Source organism: Streptomyces sp. NPDC006261 (genome assembly GCF_040613515.1).
Classification (GTDB): Bacteria; Actinomycetota; Actinomycetes; order Streptomycetales; family Streptomycetaceae; genus Streptomyces.
This window is the reverse complement of sequence record NZ_JBEXSI010000033.1, coordinates 1-14,326: the sequence shown is the minus strand read 5'-3', so window position 1 is coordinate 14,326 and position 14,326 is coordinate 1. Positions and strand designations below refer to the sequence as shown.

The 14,326-nt window shown below is 71.5% G+C and carries 15 protein-coding genes and 1 pseudogene; 7 read left to right on the top strand and 9 right to left on the bottom strand.

Features of this window, described 5'->3' with window-relative positions; all coding sequences use genetic code 11:
* The first annotated feature begins 51 nt into the window (after positions 1–51).
* The 4 genes from ABZ154_RS21860 to lnt all read left to right on the top strand — a co-directional run bounded on the left by ABZ154_RS21860 (position 52) and on the right by lnt (position 4,284).
* On the top strand, positions 52–1,074 hold the full coding sequence (locus ABZ154_RS21860; protein WP_356835023.1) for a ferric reductase-like transmembrane domain-containing protein: 1,023 nt from the start codon (positions 52–54) through the stop codon (positions 1,072–1,074).
* Positions 1,075–1,110: 36 nt separating this feature from the next.
* On the top strand, positions 1,111–1,977 hold the full coding sequence (locus ABZ154_RS21855) for a universal stress protein (RefSeq protein WP_356835021.1): 867 nt from the start codon (positions 1,111–1,113) through the stop codon (positions 1,975–1,977).
* Positions 1,978–2,049: 72 nt separating this feature from the next.
* On the top strand, positions 2,050–2,529 hold the full coding sequence (locus tag ABZ154_RS21850; RefSeq protein ID WP_356835018.1) for a nuclear transport factor 2 family protein: 480 nt from the start codon (positions 2,050–2,052) through the stop codon (positions 2,527–2,529).
* 129 nt (positions 2,530–2,658) lie between these two features.
* On the top strand, positions 2,659–4,284 hold the full coding sequence (gene lnt / locus ABZ154_RS21845) for an apolipoprotein N-acyltransferase (protein ID WP_356835146.1): 1,626 nt from the start codon (positions 2,659–2,661) through the stop codon (positions 4,282–4,284).
* Here lnt and ABZ154_RS21840 read toward each other — a convergent pair.
* Positions 4,205–5,113, bottom strand: a complete 909-nt coding sequence (locus ABZ154_RS21840) for a Gfo/Idh/MocA family oxidoreductase (RefSeq protein WP_356835016.1) — start codon at positions 5,111–5,113, stop codon at positions 4,205–4,207. The two genes, lnt and ABZ154_RS21840, sit on opposite strands and share 80 nt — an antisense overlap.
* 156 nt (positions 5,114–5,269) lie before the next feature.
* On the opposite strand from ABZ154_RS21840, the gene ABZ154_RS21835 reads away from it, so the two are divergent.
* Both ABZ154_RS21835 and ABZ154_RS21830 read left to right on the top strand, forming a co-directional pair.
* Entirely contained in the window at positions 5,270–5,782 is a 513-nt protein-coding gene (locus tag ABZ154_RS21835) for a DinB family protein (protein ID WP_356835014.1), read from the top strand.
* Positions 5,783–5,917: 135 nt separating this feature from the next.
* Positions 5,918–6,400 (top strand): hypothetical protein, encoded by a 483-nt coding sequence (locus ABZ154_RS21830; protein WP_356835012.1) that lies wholly within the window; start codon positions 5,918–5,920, stop codon positions 6,398–6,400.
* A gap of 64 nt (positions 6,401–6,464) precedes the next feature.
* Here the strand turns inward: ABZ154_RS21830 and ABZ154_RS21825 are convergent, their stop codons facing one another.
* The 8 genes and pseudogenes from ABZ154_RS21825 to ABZ154_RS21790 form a co-directional block, all read right to left on the bottom strand.
* Complete coding sequence (locus ABZ154_RS21825) at positions 6,465–6,974, bottom strand: hypothetical protein (RefSeq protein ID WP_356835010.1); 510 nt, start codon at positions 6,972–6,974, stop codon at positions 6,465–6,467.
* A 100-nt stretch (positions 6,975–7,074) separates the two neighbouring features.
* Positions 7,075–7,758 (bottom strand): uracil-DNA glycosylase, encoded by a 684-nt coding sequence (locus tag ABZ154_RS21820; RefSeq protein WP_356835008.1) that lies wholly within the window; start codon positions 7,756–7,758, stop codon positions 7,075–7,077.
* 101 nt (positions 7,759–7,859) lie between these two features.
* The gene (locus ABZ154_RS21815; RefSeq protein WP_356835006.1) at positions 7,860–9,440 is read right to left on the bottom strand and encodes an ABC transporter substrate-binding protein; all 1,581 of its coding nucleotides are present in this window, start codon (positions 9,438–9,440) and stop codon (positions 7,860–7,862) included.
* Positions 9,441–9,558: 118 nt separating this feature from the next.
* A complete protein-coding gene (locus tag ABZ154_RS21810) occupies positions 9,559–10,314 on the bottom strand; it encodes an SDR family oxidoreductase (protein WP_356835003.1) in 756 nt (251 codons plus the stop codon).
* 20 nt (positions 10,315–10,334) lie between these two features.
* Positions 10,335–11,096 (bottom strand): 3-oxoacyl-ACP reductase FabG, encoded by a 762-nt coding sequence (gene fabG / locus ABZ154_RS21805; protein WP_015607234.1) that lies wholly within the window; start codon positions 11,094–11,096, stop codon positions 10,335–10,337.
* A 226-nt stretch (positions 11,097–11,322) separates the two neighbouring features.
* Complete coding sequence (locus tag ABZ154_RS21800; RefSeq protein WP_356835001.1) at positions 11,323–11,706, bottom strand: DUF3037 domain-containing protein; 384 nt, start codon at positions 11,704–11,706, stop codon at positions 11,323–11,325.
* Entirely contained in the window at positions 11,703–12,581 is an 879-nt protein-coding gene (locus ABZ154_RS21795; protein ID WP_356834999.1) for a HipA family kinase, read from the bottom strand. Before ABZ154_RS21795 ends, ABZ154_RS21800 begins: the two co-directional genes overlap by 4 nt.
* 4 nt (positions 12,582–12,585) lie before the next feature.
* Positions 12,586–12,851, bottom strand: a pseudogene (locus ABZ154_RS21790) (hypothetical protein); the annotation flags it as partial.
* 436 nt (positions 12,852–13,287) lie between these two features.
* On the opposite strand from ABZ154_RS21790, the gene ABZ154_RS21785 reads away from it, so the two are divergent.
* On the top strand, positions 13,288–13,842 hold the full coding sequence (locus tag ABZ154_RS21785; protein ID WP_356834997.1) for an NUDIX hydrolase: 555 nt from the start codon (positions 13,288–13,290) through the stop codon (positions 13,840–13,842).
* Positions 13,843–14,326: the final 484 nt, after the last annotated feature.

Below are 14,326 nucleotides of genomic sequence, written 5' to 3'. Positions count from 1 at the left end.
GGCCCGGGGCCGACGCGTCCGCCCCGCCAGCCGACGCCCCGAAGAGGCCGCATGACGAACCAGCACCCCGCACCCGAACCGGCAGCGGCCGCCGGAGTCCCCACCGGATCCCCCGGGACCGGCGTCACGCCGGACGCCCGGCTCCCCGGCCCCCGGCAGCCCCGTCCGACGCAGCGCACCACTCTCCGCTCCGATCTGCGCGCCTCCTGGCCCGACGGGCTCGTGGCACTCCTGGTGACGGCGGCCGTCTTCGTCCTGCTCTACATACGCATCCGCAACAAGACCTCCTCCACGGTCTCCGTGATGCCGTTCATGGCCGACGCGGGCGGCTTCTGGATGTACTTCCTCAGCCAGGCGTTCGGCTGGTCCGCGCTGCTCTGGGCCTGGGGAACGGTCATCCTGGGGCTCCTGCTCTCCGGACAGCGCCCGGGCCGCCTGCCGCTCTCCGGCCCCCGGCTGGAGCGCCTGCACCGCACGACGAGCCTCAACACCATCGCGCTGATCGCGGCTCACGCGCTGCTGTTCGGCGCCGAGTTGTTCCGGCACTCCACCGATGCCTGGAACTCCGCACTGGCCACCGCCTTCATCGAGACGTTCGTCCCGGGCGGCTACACCTCGGGAACCGGACAGGTCGCCATCCCGATCGGCCAGGCGGCGCTGTACCTCGCGATACCGCTCGGCCTGCTCTTCTACGTACGCCACCGCATCGGCCCGAAAACCTGGCGCGTCCTGCACCGCTTCGTGATCGTGGTCTACGTGCTGAGCGTCTGGCACACCCTGCTGTACGGGACGAACGTCTGGTACGACGGCTGGTTCCGCACCGGCGTCTGGCTGATCCAGCTGCCGATCGGCGCCCTGCTGCTCGTCCGTCTGCTGCGCCCGGCCCGCCGCTCCGAGAAGCTGCCCCTGACGCCCGGTGCCACCACCTCCCGGACCCGCTGGGCGCTGCGCCTGGGCGGCCGGCTCACGGTGGTCGGCGTCATGGTGGCGCTGGTCGTGGTGGTGGTCAGCGGGAGCGACGGCGGACGGACCGTGCCGCCGGACGACACCTCCTCCACCCACAACCACGACTGACCGGCCCGTTTGCCCCGGCACCGTACGCTCGGGTCCATGACCACCACCGATCTTCCCGTGATCGCCGCCGTCGACGGCTCCACGCACAGCTGGCAGGCGCTGGACTGGGCCGCGCGGGAAGCCGCGCGGCGCCACCTGCCGCTGCTGATCGTCCATGTCCGGCCGCTCACGCGGAACGTCGACGAGGAGACCGGGCAGCGCGAGGCGGACCAACTGCTCGCCGAGGCCGTACGCCGGAGCGAGCTGGCCGCACCGGCGTCGCGGCCCTCGACGCTGGCACCGCTGGACTTCCCTGCGGCCGCCCTGGTCTCGCTCGGCCGCGACGCGTCGATGGTCGTGGTCGGCTCGCGGGGGCTCGGCGGCTTCCGGTCCCTGATGATCGGCTCCAACAGCCTGGCGACCGCGTCGATGGCGAGCTGCCCCGTCGTCATCGTGCAGGACGGCCGCTCGGACGAGGACGACCGGCCCCAGGACGAGGAGGCCCACTCCGACATCGTGGCCGGGGTGGCGGCCGACGAGAGCAGCGAGGCAGTCCTGGAGTTCGCCTTCGCCACCGCCGCCTCCCGGCCCGGTGCACGGCTGCGGATCGTGCACGGCTGGACGATGTTCTCCTCGATGCTCGCGGGCGGTCCGGTCTTCGACCGGGAGACCGCGGCGGGCTCGGCCGCGCGGGGCCTGGCTGAGGTGACCTCCGGCTGGCAGGAGCGGTACCCGCAGGTGGAGGTCGTACGGGAGCCGGTCAACGGTTCCGCCTCGCGCACCCTGGTGACGGCCTCCGCCACGGCCGCCCTGACCGTGATCGGCCGCCGCAAGGGCGGGGAGTCACTCGGTCTCGGCCTCGCCCCGGTGGCCCAGACGACGGTCACGCACGCACTGGGTCCGGTCGCCGTCGTGCCCTGCTGACCGGGTGGGCGGTCAGCCGCCCGCGTGCGCAGGCCCCTTGGCGTGGCGGGCGGCTTGACCGAGACTTGGCCGATGACACAGCGTGTGGCACTCGCGACCGTGATTGACCGGCTCGCCATCGATGATGTGATCACCGGGTACGCCGTGACCGTGGACGACGGCGACTGGCCCGCGTACGAAGCGCTGTTCACCCCGGACGGTCGCGCGGACTACACGGGCGCGGGCGGGGTGGAGGGACCGGCGGATGAGATCGCCCGGTGGCTCACCGGGACGATGCACCTCTTCGCGATCCGCCAGCACCTGATCGTCAACCGGCGCATCGACCTCCAGGATCTGGGCGGCTACCCGGGCGACATGGCCCAGGTGCGGGCCGACTACCTCAACCCGATGCGCCTGGCACGGGAGGGCGAGGCCTCGGGGGCCGGTGACACCGCTCCCGACTTCGTCTCCGGCGGGCGGTACACCTTCGAGCTGCACCGTACGGACCCGGGCTGGCGGATTTGCACGGTCACCGTCCACGAGAAGTGGCGCCGCGCACCCGCAGGGGCCTGAAGCGCGCCCTTGGCCGGGGGTGTCCTGTGTCCCGGGGAGGATCACCTCCCCCACACTGGGTACACAGAGCCGACCTGGCAGATCACGCGGCTGCTCACCCACGTGGGACGAGGAGGGCACGGCATGCGGATGCGGGGCGGAGAGGTTCCGGCGTCCGACGGGAAGCACACACACCGGTCGCTTCCCGCCTCCGGCTGGGTCCGAGGGGTGGCGGCGCTCCTCGCCGGAGCGCTGCCCGCTCTCTCATTCCCCGCACCCTCGCTCTGGTGGCTGGGCTGGGTGGCCCTCGTCCCCTGGCTGCTGCTGATCCGCTCGGCGGCAACGACGCGCCGGGCGGCGCTGGACGGCTGGATCGGCGGAACCGGCTTCGTCATCGCCGTCCACCACTGGCTGATGCCGAGCCTGCACGTCTTCATCGTGCTGCTGGCCGCGATGCTGGGTTTGCTGTGGGCACCTTGGGGTGTGCTGGTCCAGCGACTGCTCGGCGGCGTGCCCTCCGCGCTACGGGCCGGCACCGCGGTGGTGGCGGTGCCCTCGGGGTGGCTGGTGATCGAGCTGGTCCGCTCCTGGGAGGGGCTCGGCGGGCCCTGGGGGCTCCTCGGTGCGAGTCAGTGGGAGGCCGTCCCGGCGCTGCGGGTGGCGTCGGTGGGCGGCGTGTGGCTGGTGAGCCTGCTGGTGGCGGCGGTCAACACCGCACTCGTCCTGCTGACGGTCGCGCGCACCGGCGCCCGGACGACGGGCGGGGCGCCGCTGGTCGTGTGCGCGCTGGCCGTGACCGGGATGTGGGCCTGGGCCCCGCAGCCGGTGACCACGGGAACGGCCAGGATCGCCGTCGTACAGCCCGGAGTCGTCTCCGGACCCGGGAGCGTCGAGCGGCGCCTGGCCCGGGGCGAGGAGCTGACCCGTACGGTGACGGGCCGGGGCGTCGACCTCGTCGTATGGGGCGAGAGCAGCATCGGGGCGGGCGCCTGGGGGGACCCGGAAACCGCCCGGCGGCTCGCGGCCCTCTCCCGGGAGACCGGGGCCGACCTGCTGGTCAATGTGGATGCCCGGCAGACGGACGGTGCGGGCCGGAGCGGAATCTTCAAGTCGGCGGTGCTCGTGGGACCGGACGGCCCGACCGGGGACCGGTACGACAAGATGCGCCTGGTGCCGTTCGGCGAGTACATCCCGGCGCGCGCCCTGCTCGGCTGGGCGACCTCCGTGGGCAAGGCCGCGGGCGAGGACCGGCTGCGCGGCGACCGGCAGGTGGTCATGGTCCTGCCCGACGGCGACCAACCGCTGCGGATCGGTCCGCTGGTCTGCTTCGAGTCGGCCTTCCCCGACACGAGCCGGCGGCTGACCCGGGACGGCGCCCAGGTCCTCGTCGCGCAGTCCGCCACCTCCACCTTCCAGGAGAGCTGGGCACCGGCCCAGCACGCGTCCCTGGGGGCGCTGCGGGCCGCCGAGAACGGCCGTCCCATGGTGCACGCCACGCTCACCGGGATCAGTGCCGTGTACGGGCCGCGCGGGGAGCGGATCGGTGAGCCGCTCGGTACGGAGGAGAGCGCTGCGGCCGTCTACGACGTACCGCTGACGCACGGCACCACGCTCTACGGCCGCTTCGGCGACTGGGCGGTGTACGCGGCCCTGGCGGCGCTGGCCGCCCTGTGCGCCGCCGAGGGGCTACGGGCCCTCAGGAGGAGGCCTGCTCCAGGGACTCCCGCACGATCCGCTCGCACAGCTCATGGGTCGCCAGAGCGTCCCGGGCACTGATCACCTTTCCGGCGCGGATCGCGTCCAGGAACGTGTGGACGCACGCCTCGATGCCGCGCTGGCGGGCCACCGGCACCCAGTCGCCGCGCCGGCGCACGCTGGGCTGGCCCTTGTGGTCGACGATGTCGGCGAGGTTGAGGACCTGGCGCTTGGTGTCCCGGCCGGAGACCTCCAGGATCTCCTCGGTCGAGCCGTTCAGCCGGTTCATCATCCCGATCGCGGTGAAGCCGTCGCCGGAGAGCTGGAGCACCACGTGGTGCATCAGACCGTCCACGATCCTGGCCCGCACGGTGGTGTGGTCGACGGGCCCCGGGGCCAGGAAGCGCAGGGTGTCGACGACGTGGATGAAGTCGTCGAGCACCAGGGTGCGGGGGTCCTCGGGCAGCCCGACGCGGTTCTTCTGCATCAGGATCAGCTCGCGCGGGTGCTCGGCGCACTGCGCGTAGCCCGGCGCGAAGCGGCGGTTGAAGCCGACGGCGAGGCTGACGCCCCGCTCCTCGGCGAGGTTCACCAGCCGTTCGGACTCGGCATACTCATAGGCGATCGGCTTGTCGACATAGGCGGCGACACCGGCTTCGAGGAGCCGCCCCACGATTTCGGGGTGCACGGCGGTCGGGGCGTGCACGAAGGCCGCGTCGAGCCCTTCGGCGAGCAGCGAGTCCAGGCTCGTGTGGCGGGCGCCGGCCGGGATGCGGTGCGCGTCGCCCACCGCGTCGAGCGTGGCGGGCGTACGGGTCTGGAGGTGCAGCTCGACCCCCGGGACGCTGCTCAGCACCGGCAGGTACGCCTTCTGCGCGATGTCGCCGAGCCCGATGCAACCGACCTTCACAGGGGTCTTCCTCTCGCCGTGCCGTCCGGTGTCCGGATCGCCGTGCCGCGCTGATGTTCCGGTGCGGGCAGCATACGGGGCCGCCTGCGACCGGCTTCCGGCCGCCCGGGCGGGAAATGCCTGGCCAGGATCGTGATCATGCTCCAGGATGACCGGATGACTTCCGCAGAACGCTCCGAACCCGCCCTCGACGCAGCCGAACGCCCCATGCTGGAGGGCTGGCTGGACTACCACCGCGAGACGCTCGCCATGAAGTGCGCGGGCCTCACGGACGCGCAGCTGCGCGAGGCGTCCGTGCCGCCCTCCGCGTTCACCCTGCTCGGCCTCGTGCAGCACCTGGCGGAGGTGGAGCGCTTCTGGTTCCGCGAGATCCTGGCGGGCGAGGAGCTGCCGGACCTCTACTCCACCGAGGAGGACCCGGACGGGGACTTCAAGGTAACGGAGTCCACCACCTGGGCCGGGACGGAGTCCGTGTGGCGGGCGGAGATAGCGGCGGCCCGCAGGAGCGCCGCCGGATACGGCCTGGACGACTTCTCCCAGGGCGTCGGCTCGGCGGGCAAGCCGTTCAGCCTGCGCTGGATCTATACGCACATGATCGAGGAGTACGCCCGGCACAACGGCCACGCCGACCTGGTGCGGGAGCGCGTCGACGGCGCGACGGGCGAATGACCGGTCCGGCTGTCCGCCCCCCTGACGCCGGGCCGCGGCGCCGGGCCGCGGCGCCGTGCTGACCGGGTCACTCGTGCGGGCCATTCCTCGCCCACGGGCTGCCCGAGTGGCCGCCCACACCGCAGAGTTATCCGCGTGCAGCGAACGAGATTCACCACGAGACTCCTGGTCGGGATGGCCGTCACCGCCGTCTCCGGTTGCGTGTCGGTCGATCCGCAGGCGGGTCCGCGGCAGCCTCCGGCGACGGAGAGCAGCAGAGCGGCCCAGGACGTCTTCCCGCAGGTGGTGCAGCCGCCCGGCCGCGAGGCGCTGGAGACCGTCGTGGAGCCGAGCCCGTCACCGGGCAGGCCCGCCTCTCCGGCGCCTCCTGCCCCCGCCCCTTCGGAAGCCCGGCGGGCCGGACCTCCGCCGGCGCCCCGGCCGCCGGAGCGGGCCGCGCCACCGCCTCGGCGGACACCGCCCCGGCAGGTCCCGGTCGTCCCTCCCGGCGTGCTGCCCGCCCTGCCGCAGGCCCGCGGCGGCGGCCTTCCAGACGTGTGCGCGCTCGGCCGGGGGTACGGCGGCTGGCCCGCGGGCAGCAGGGAGGCCCGGATCTGCGAGGAGACGTACGGGCGGTGACGGCCGCGTGGCCCGGGGCAGCCTGGCTTCCGGGCCGTCCCGGCATCCGGATCGGCCCCGGGCCTCACATCCCCCGCATCCGCAGCTCCAGCCGCTCGATGGCGGCCCGCACTCCGGCGTCGTAACCGCTGTAACCGCCATATCCCTCATACCCGCCGTGCCCGCCGTCCTCCAGGGTGTCCGCCGCGTCGCGGGCCTGGCGCAGGTGGATGCGGGCCGCGTCGGGGCGCTGGAGCTTGAGGTAGTCCGCCGCCAGGTTGAGGTGCAGCGAGGGGTAGAACGCCTGGACCGCCAAGGAGTCCCGGTGCTCGGCCGACCGCTCACCGCTCAGCCCCTCGGCGGCCGTCAGGGCCCGCAGGTCCCAGGCGAGCTCGTCCCCGGGGTCGTCCTGGGTGTCGGCCATGTAGTGCGCGAGGGTGCAGCGGTGCAGGGCGTCGCCGTCCGCGCCGAGCTCCGACCAGAGGATGCCGAAGCGGTTGCGGGCCTCCTCCCGGTCACCGCCGTGGAGCAGCATGACCGCCTGACCGATCCTGGTCATGACGGCGTCCCCGGACGCCTCCTGCTGCTCCACCACTGCGGTCTCCTCTTGGCCCGTCAAGCCGGTCGCGGTCCCTCCGACGCTAGCGCCGGAGGTGCGCAATCCCGCTCAGACACGGGCGGCGGTCCGGTCGGCCTCAGCCGAGGTCCGGAATGCGCCAGTCGATCGGCTGGTGGCCCTGGGCCGCGACGGCCTCGTTGATCCGGGTGAAGGGCCGGGAGCCGAAGAACTTCTTCGCGGAGAGCGGGGAGGGGTGGGCGCCCTTCACCACGACGTGGCGCTCCTCGTCGATCAGGGGGAGCTTCTTCTGGGCGTAGTTCCCCCAGAGGACGAAGACGGCCGGGTCGGGCCGCTCGGCGACGGCGCGGATCACCGCGTCGGTGATCTTCTCCCAGCCCTTGCCCTTGTGGGAGTTGGCCTCGCCACCGCGCACGGTGAGCACCGCGTTCAGCAGGAGCACGCCCTGCTCCGCCCACGGCATCAGATACCCGTTGTCCGGAATCGGCAGGCCGAGCTCCTGCTGCATCTCCTTGTAGATGTTGCGCAGGGAGGGCGGTGTCCTCACGCCGGGCCGCACGGAGAAGCAGAGCCCGTGCCCCTGGCCCTCGCCGTGATACGGGTCCTGGCCGAGGACGAGGACCTTGACCTTCTCGTACGGTGTGGCGTCCAGGGCGGCGAAGACCTGCTCGCGCGGCGGATACACGGGCCCCTTGGCCCGCTCCTCCTCGACGAAGTCCGCCAGCTCCTTGACGTACGGCTTCTGCAGTTCTTCGCCGAGGACGCCACGCCAGGACTCGGGCAGCAGGTCGATATCGGTCACGTCCACAACCTCCGGTGAGCAACAGGTTCTTGATCCCAGAACCTACCGCCCGCCACTGACAACGGGCCCGGGGAGACCGGCCTCCCGGGCCCGCGCACCCACTACCAGCTGGCCTTGCGGTACAACTCCCACATCTGCATGACGGTCTGCGGGTCCAGTGCGCGCTCGCCGCCGCCGATGTCCTCGCCGGAGGCCACGTACAGCTTGCCCTGCCAGAGCGGCAGCAGCCGGACGTCCTCGACGAGGATCTGCTGGGCCCGCTCGAACTGCTTGCTGACCGCGCCCCGGTCGCTCTCCTGCCGCGTGGCCGGGATGAGCTGCTGGGTGATCTCCTTGTTGCGGTACGGGGTTCCGGTGACGCTCTCCTCGCCGACGAACGGGGCGATGAAGTTGTCCGGGTCCGGGAAGTCCGGGAACCAGCCTCGGCCGAAGACCGGGTACTCGCCCTGGGTGAAGCCCTCCTGGAAGGTCTTCCAGGGGGCGCTCTCCAGGGTGATCTCGAAGAGCCCCGCCTCTTCCAGCTGCCGCTCCAGCTCCTCGAACTCGGGCTGCGTGGAGGAGCCGTACCGGTCGGTGGTGTACCAGAAGGTCATCTTCACCGGCGCGGTGATCCCGGCGTCGGTGAGGAGCTCCTTCGCCTTCTTGACGTCCGGATCGCCGAACGTGTCGAAGAAGCTGGTGGCGTGCCCGGAGATGCCCTTGGGGATCATCGAGTACAGGGGTTCGGCGGTTCCCCGGTAGACCTTGGCGACCAGGGCGTCCCGGTCCACGATGTGGGCGATGGCCTTGCGGACGGCGGGCTTGGCGGAGGCCGGGTCCTTCGGGTTGAAGACGAGGAAACGGATGTCCGCGCCGGTGGTCTCGATGATCTGGAGGCCGTCGTTGCCCTCCTTCTTGTCCTCCAGGCCGACGACCTCCTCGGCGGTCAGGCCGCGGTAGGTGGCGTCGATCTCCTTGGCCTTGAGCGCGTTCACCATCTCGCTGGACTGCTCGAAGTACCGGATGGTGACCGCGTTGTTCTTCCGGTTGGCGAAGCCCTTGTAGTCGGGGTTCTTCGTCAGCTCGGCGGTGACGCCGGCCTCGTAGGAGTCCAGGAGGTAGGGCCCGGAGCCGGTGACCTTGCCGTCGTCGCGGATCTTGTCCTTGGGGTAGTCACCGGGGGCGACGAGCGACATGGCGGGCGTGGCCAGGATGAACGGGAAGGTGGCGTCGGACTTGTTCAGGTGGAAGATGACGGTGTCGTCACCCTTGGTCTCGATCCGGTCGAGCGAGCCGAGCATGCCGGCCGGGCCGCCCTTGAAGTGGATGTCCACGACGCGGTCGATGGAGTGCTTCACGGCCTGGGCGTCGAGCTTCTCGCCGTTGGAGAACTTGAGGTTCTTCTTGAGCGTGCACCGGTAGGCCATGCTCGTGGCGTCGGTGAACGTGCAGGTGTCGGCCGCGTCGGGCTCGGGGCTCGTACTGCCGGTGGGGAAGCTCACCAGGGTCTGGTAGATGTTCCGCATCAGCTCCCAGGAGCCGTCCCAGGCCGCCGCGGGGTCCAGCGTGGACGGGGAGCTCGTCGTCCCGACGGTTATCTTCTGGTTCTCTTCCGATCCGCTGTCGGAAAGAAGACCGCAGCCGGCCAGCAGAGAAAGGGATGCTAGGGCTGCAGCGGCCTGCAGACTGGCCCGGTAGAACACGTGCACGCTCCTCGATCAGCCATGGGTCGGCAGACCATACCGCAGCGCCCCGCCGGAACAATCCGTCGGTCCAGCGGGGCACTTGACTCAATCGGGGCCAAACCGGTTCAGGCCGCTCTCAGCCGACGCCGGCGTTGAGGAAAATCCCTCCGTCGACGACCAGGGTCTGCCCGGTGATCCAGTCGGACTGCGCCGAGGTCAGGAAGGCCGCGGCGCCGCCGATGTCCTCGGGCACGCCGAGCCTGCCGAGCGGATAGGCGGCGGCCGCCTCCGCTTCCCGGCCCTCGTAGAGCGCCTCGGCGAACTTCGTCTTGATCACCGCGGGGGCGATCGCGTTGACCCGGACGACCGGCGCGAACTCGTGCGCCAGCTGGAGGGTCAGGTTGACCATGGCCGCCTTGGACATCCCGTACGCGCCGATGAACGGCGAGGGGGCGACACCGGCGACGGAGGCGATGTTGACGATCGCCCCGCCGTTCTCCTTCTGCCAGGCCTTCCAGGTCTGCTGGGCGAAGCCGAGCGCCGAGATCACGTTGGTCTCGTAGACCTTGCGGGCCACGTTGAGGTCGAGCTCGGCCATGGGCCCGAAGACCGGGTTGGTCCCCGCGTTGTTCACCAGGTAGTCGACCCGGCCGAACGCCTCCATGGTCCGCGCGACCGCAGCCGCCTGGTGCGCCTCGTCGTGGGCCTTGCCCGGGACGGCGATGACCCGGTCGGCGCCGAGCCGCTCCACGGCCTCCTTGAGGGCGTCCTCGCCGCGCCCGGTGATGGCCACCCGGTCGCCGCGCGCGACGAACGCCTCGGCGATCCCGTAGCCGATGCCCCGGCTCGCGCCCGTGATGAGGGCGACTTTTCCGCTGTCCTGCACCGTCATGTCGTTCGCTGCCCTTCGGGTCAGTTGAGGGGGCCGCCGGCCACGTAGATGACCTGGCCGGAGACGAAGCCGGCGTCGTCGCCGGCGAAGAAGGCGATGGCGTTCGCGACGTCCTCGGGGCGGCCGACGCGCTGGACCGGGATCTGGGTGGCGGCGGCCGCCTGGAACTCCTCGAAGCCCATGCCGACGCGGGCGGCGGTCTGCGCGGTCATCTCGGTGACGATGAAGCCGGGGGCGACGGCGTTGGCGGTGACGCCGAACTTGCCGAGCTCCTTGGCGAGTGTCTTGGTGAGGCCCTGGAGCCCCGCCTTGACGGCGGAGTAGTTGGCCTGGCCGCGGTTGCCGAGGGCCGAGGAGGAGGACAGCGAGACGATCCGGCCGAACTTGGCCTCCACCATGTGCGCCTGGACGGCCTTCGCCATCAGGAAGGCGCCCTTGAGGTGGACGTTCATCACGATGTCCCAGTCGGACTCGCTCATCTTGAACAGCAGGTTGTCGCGGAGCACGCCCGCGTTGTTCACCAGGATCGTCGGGGCGCCCAGCTCGGCGGCGACCCGCGCGACGGCGGCTTCCACCTGGGCGCTGTCCGACACGTCGCAGCCGACGGCGAGCGCGGTGCCGCCCGCGGCGGTGATCTTCTCGACGGTGTCCTTGCAGGCCGCCTCGTCGAGGTCGAGTACGGCGACGGCGCGGCCCTCGGCCGCCAGGCGTACGGCGGTGGCGGCGCCGATGCCCCGCGCCGCTCCCGTCACGATGGCGACGCGCTGCTCGGTGGTGGACATGCTTGGTTCTCCTCGCCCTTGGATAGCGGCTCAGCGGACGTCGTGGCCGTCCCCTGACAGAGAGGCCCGATGGCTGAGCAACCGCTTAGTACCTTCAGCAGACGAGACGCTAGAAGCCCTGGCACCCGGTGTCAACGGCGCACGGCCCGGGGGGCCGCACGTCACACCGGGCGGCGGCCCCCTCGTGCCGGACCCGGCGCACCGGGCGGCGCCGCGCCCAGGACGCTCAGCGCACCAGCAGGTCGAGCAGGCGCTCCACCTCACCGGCCGGGTCGGTGGTGAGCCCGGTGTGAACGGCTCCGGGCTGGACGACCGTGGAGCGCGGGGCGATCAGCCAGCGGAAGCGCCGCCCGGCGTCGTCGCCGGCTGCCTGACCGGCCCCCTCACCGCCGCCGCAGACCCCTTCGACGGCGCGCAGGGCGGCCCGCACGCCCACCACGTCGGCGTCCGGGTCCAGCGCCTTCAGCTTCGCCTCGTCCAGATGCGTACGGGCGGCGACGAACGAGTGGGCCCGGCAGTAGACGAGCACCCCGGCGTTGAAGCACTCCCCGCGCTCCACCCGGGGGACGACCCGCAGAAGCGCGTATTCGAAGACGTCGCGGCGCGTCATCGGCCACCCTCCCGGCCGGTACGGGCGGCTGCCGCGGCGGGCGCCTCGCCGGCCGGCTGGGGCCGGGGTGGCAGGCGCTCGGTGAGCCAGCCGGGCGCCTGGGAGGGCCGGTTCGCGGTCGGCGCGTCCAGGGTGATCCGCTCGTGGATGGTGGCGGCCCGCGCCAGCAGAGGCGCCACATAGGCCCGCCGCAGCTCGTCGGTGGAGGAGAACCCCGGCTCGTCGGCCAGCCAGGCGTCCGGCACGTCGGCGGCCACCTCGGTGAGCAGTTCCTCGGTGACCAGCGGGGCCAGCTCGGCGGCCGCGGCGGCGACGTCCGGGGCGAAGGGGGCCAGCACGTGGTCGGAGGCGTTGTACGGCTTCGCGGCCGATGCCTCGGCGCCCGGCCAGTTGTGGTGCCAGATCATGGTGGCGCCGTGGTCGATGAGCCAGAGGTCGCCGTGCCAGACCAGCATGTTGGGGTTGCGCCAGGAGCGGTCGACGTTGTTGATCAGCGCGTCGAACCAGACGACCCGCCCCGCCTCCCCCGCGCCCACCTCGTAGGCGAGCGGGTCGAAGCCGAGCGAGCCCGGCAGGTAGTCCATGCCCAGGTTCAGCCCGCCGCTCGCCTTGAGCAGCTCCTGCACCTCCTGGTCGGGTTCGGCGAGACCGATGACCGGGTCGAGCTCGATGGTCACCAACTCCGGGACCCGCAGCCCCAGCCGACGCCCCAGCTCGCCGCAGATGACCTCCGCGACGAGGGTCTTACGGCCCTGGCCGGCGCCGGTGAACTTCATGACGTACGTACCGAGATCGTCGGCCTCGACGATCCCCGGGAGCGAGCCGCCCTCACGCAGAGGCGTGACATAGCGGGTCGCTGCGACCTCTTCCAGCACTTTCTCAGGCCACCCATCTCTTCAGCCTTACATTCCACGGACGACTTCTCCGGGGCGTAGAGGCAGGGATCACCGGTCGACGACGCTGGGGAGAATCTGGGGAGTTCCGGCCGGCGGGCCTCCCCACTCCCCCAGCGGACCGTCGATGACGCCGCGCCCTCCGCTGCCGGCCTCCGGCATGAAGTGAGCATAGTAACCGAGGGTGATCGTCGGCCACCGAGTCGGGGTCACGACGGACTCTCCGGGTTCCGCCGTGACCGAGGCGTAGGTGCCGAGCCTTCGACAGGCTCCCCGGACGCCCCGCCACGCTGCGCGTCCCCGGCCACACCCCGGGCAGCACGGCCTACGTCTTCGGCGAGCCGGGGGCGGTCTTCACCGGCGACGCCCCGATCGACCCCGACGGCCTTCACCGGACACCGCGGCCCTGGCGCCGTCTGCCGGGACTTCTCCAGCGGCAGCACCACCACCGCACTCGCGTCGTTCGCCCGGCTCGTCGCGCTGGACAATTCGCTGGTGCTGCTTGGACACGGCCCAACCTGACCGCGGTCGCCACACCGCGCGAACCGGTCGGTGCGGCAGGGCCGGAAGCCGGGGCGGCCCCTCTGCCGGGTGCTTCAGCTGCCGCCGTCGATGTGCGTGGCCGACGTCGCCGCACCCCTGTACGTCAGAGGCCTCTCCTCCGCGACCCGTTGGATAGGGTCGGCGCATGACTGAACAGCACGATCCACTGACGTGGCGCCTGAAGAGCGAACGCCCCGGCCCCGTCGGCTACCTGGACGTGCGCTGTCGCACCTATGTGCAGCCGGACGGCAAGGAGTCGGACTGGGACGTCCTGCAGGGCCCGCGTGCGGTGGCCCTGGTGGCGTTCACCGAGGACGGCCACGGCATTCTCGTACGGCAGTACCGCCCCGGTCCGGACAGGGTCCTGGCAGAGCTCCCCGGTGGCCTCGTCGAGCCTGAGGAGGACGTGATGGCTGCTGCCGCCCGTGAGCTCCTGGAGGAGACCGGATACCAGACCGGCTCTGCCGAGATCGTCATGCAGACCTACCTTGCGTCCTTCGCCACTCATGTGCGGTACGCCGTCCTGGCCCGCGACTGCCGCAAGGTCGGCGAACCCACACCGGACGCGGAGGAGTTCGTCGATCCGCTCCTCCTTCCGCGGGAGGAGTACGTGGCCCATCTCCTCGGCGGCCAGTACACCGACGCGGACCTGGGCCTGGCCGGACTCGTGGCGGCGGGTCTGCTCAAGCAGACGGGCTGAACTCCCGGGATCCCCAGGAGCGCCGGTCGAATCGGGCAGCAAAACCACAGCCGGGGCACCGGAAGCCACACGGCCTCATTCACATCGGCGTGTTCTCGTGCCGATTGCACAGGTCCACGCAATGAACAGAAAACCCTTACCAGAATAATCCTCAGGTCTTCAGGCAAGGGAAGAACGTGCACGACACGCCTGCGTGCTACGAATTGCATCGGGGCTGTGGGATTTTCGCGGCAGAGGCTTTCGCTTCTGCGGCCGAAGTCGTTGTGGGCGCCTTCATCCTCCTCGAACACCACAGGAAACGGGCGCCATAGACGTGAAAACGGGCCCGACGCGAGGGCGGCGACCCCAGACCCGACAGCAGAGAAGCCCTCACGCGGAAACCCGTTGGCCCCCACACAAGATGCCGCGACACCGACCCCTCGTTCTTCGCCGTCGACGGGTCGGGGATCCTGCACGACGTCGGCCCCGCCCACGGCAGCGGCTA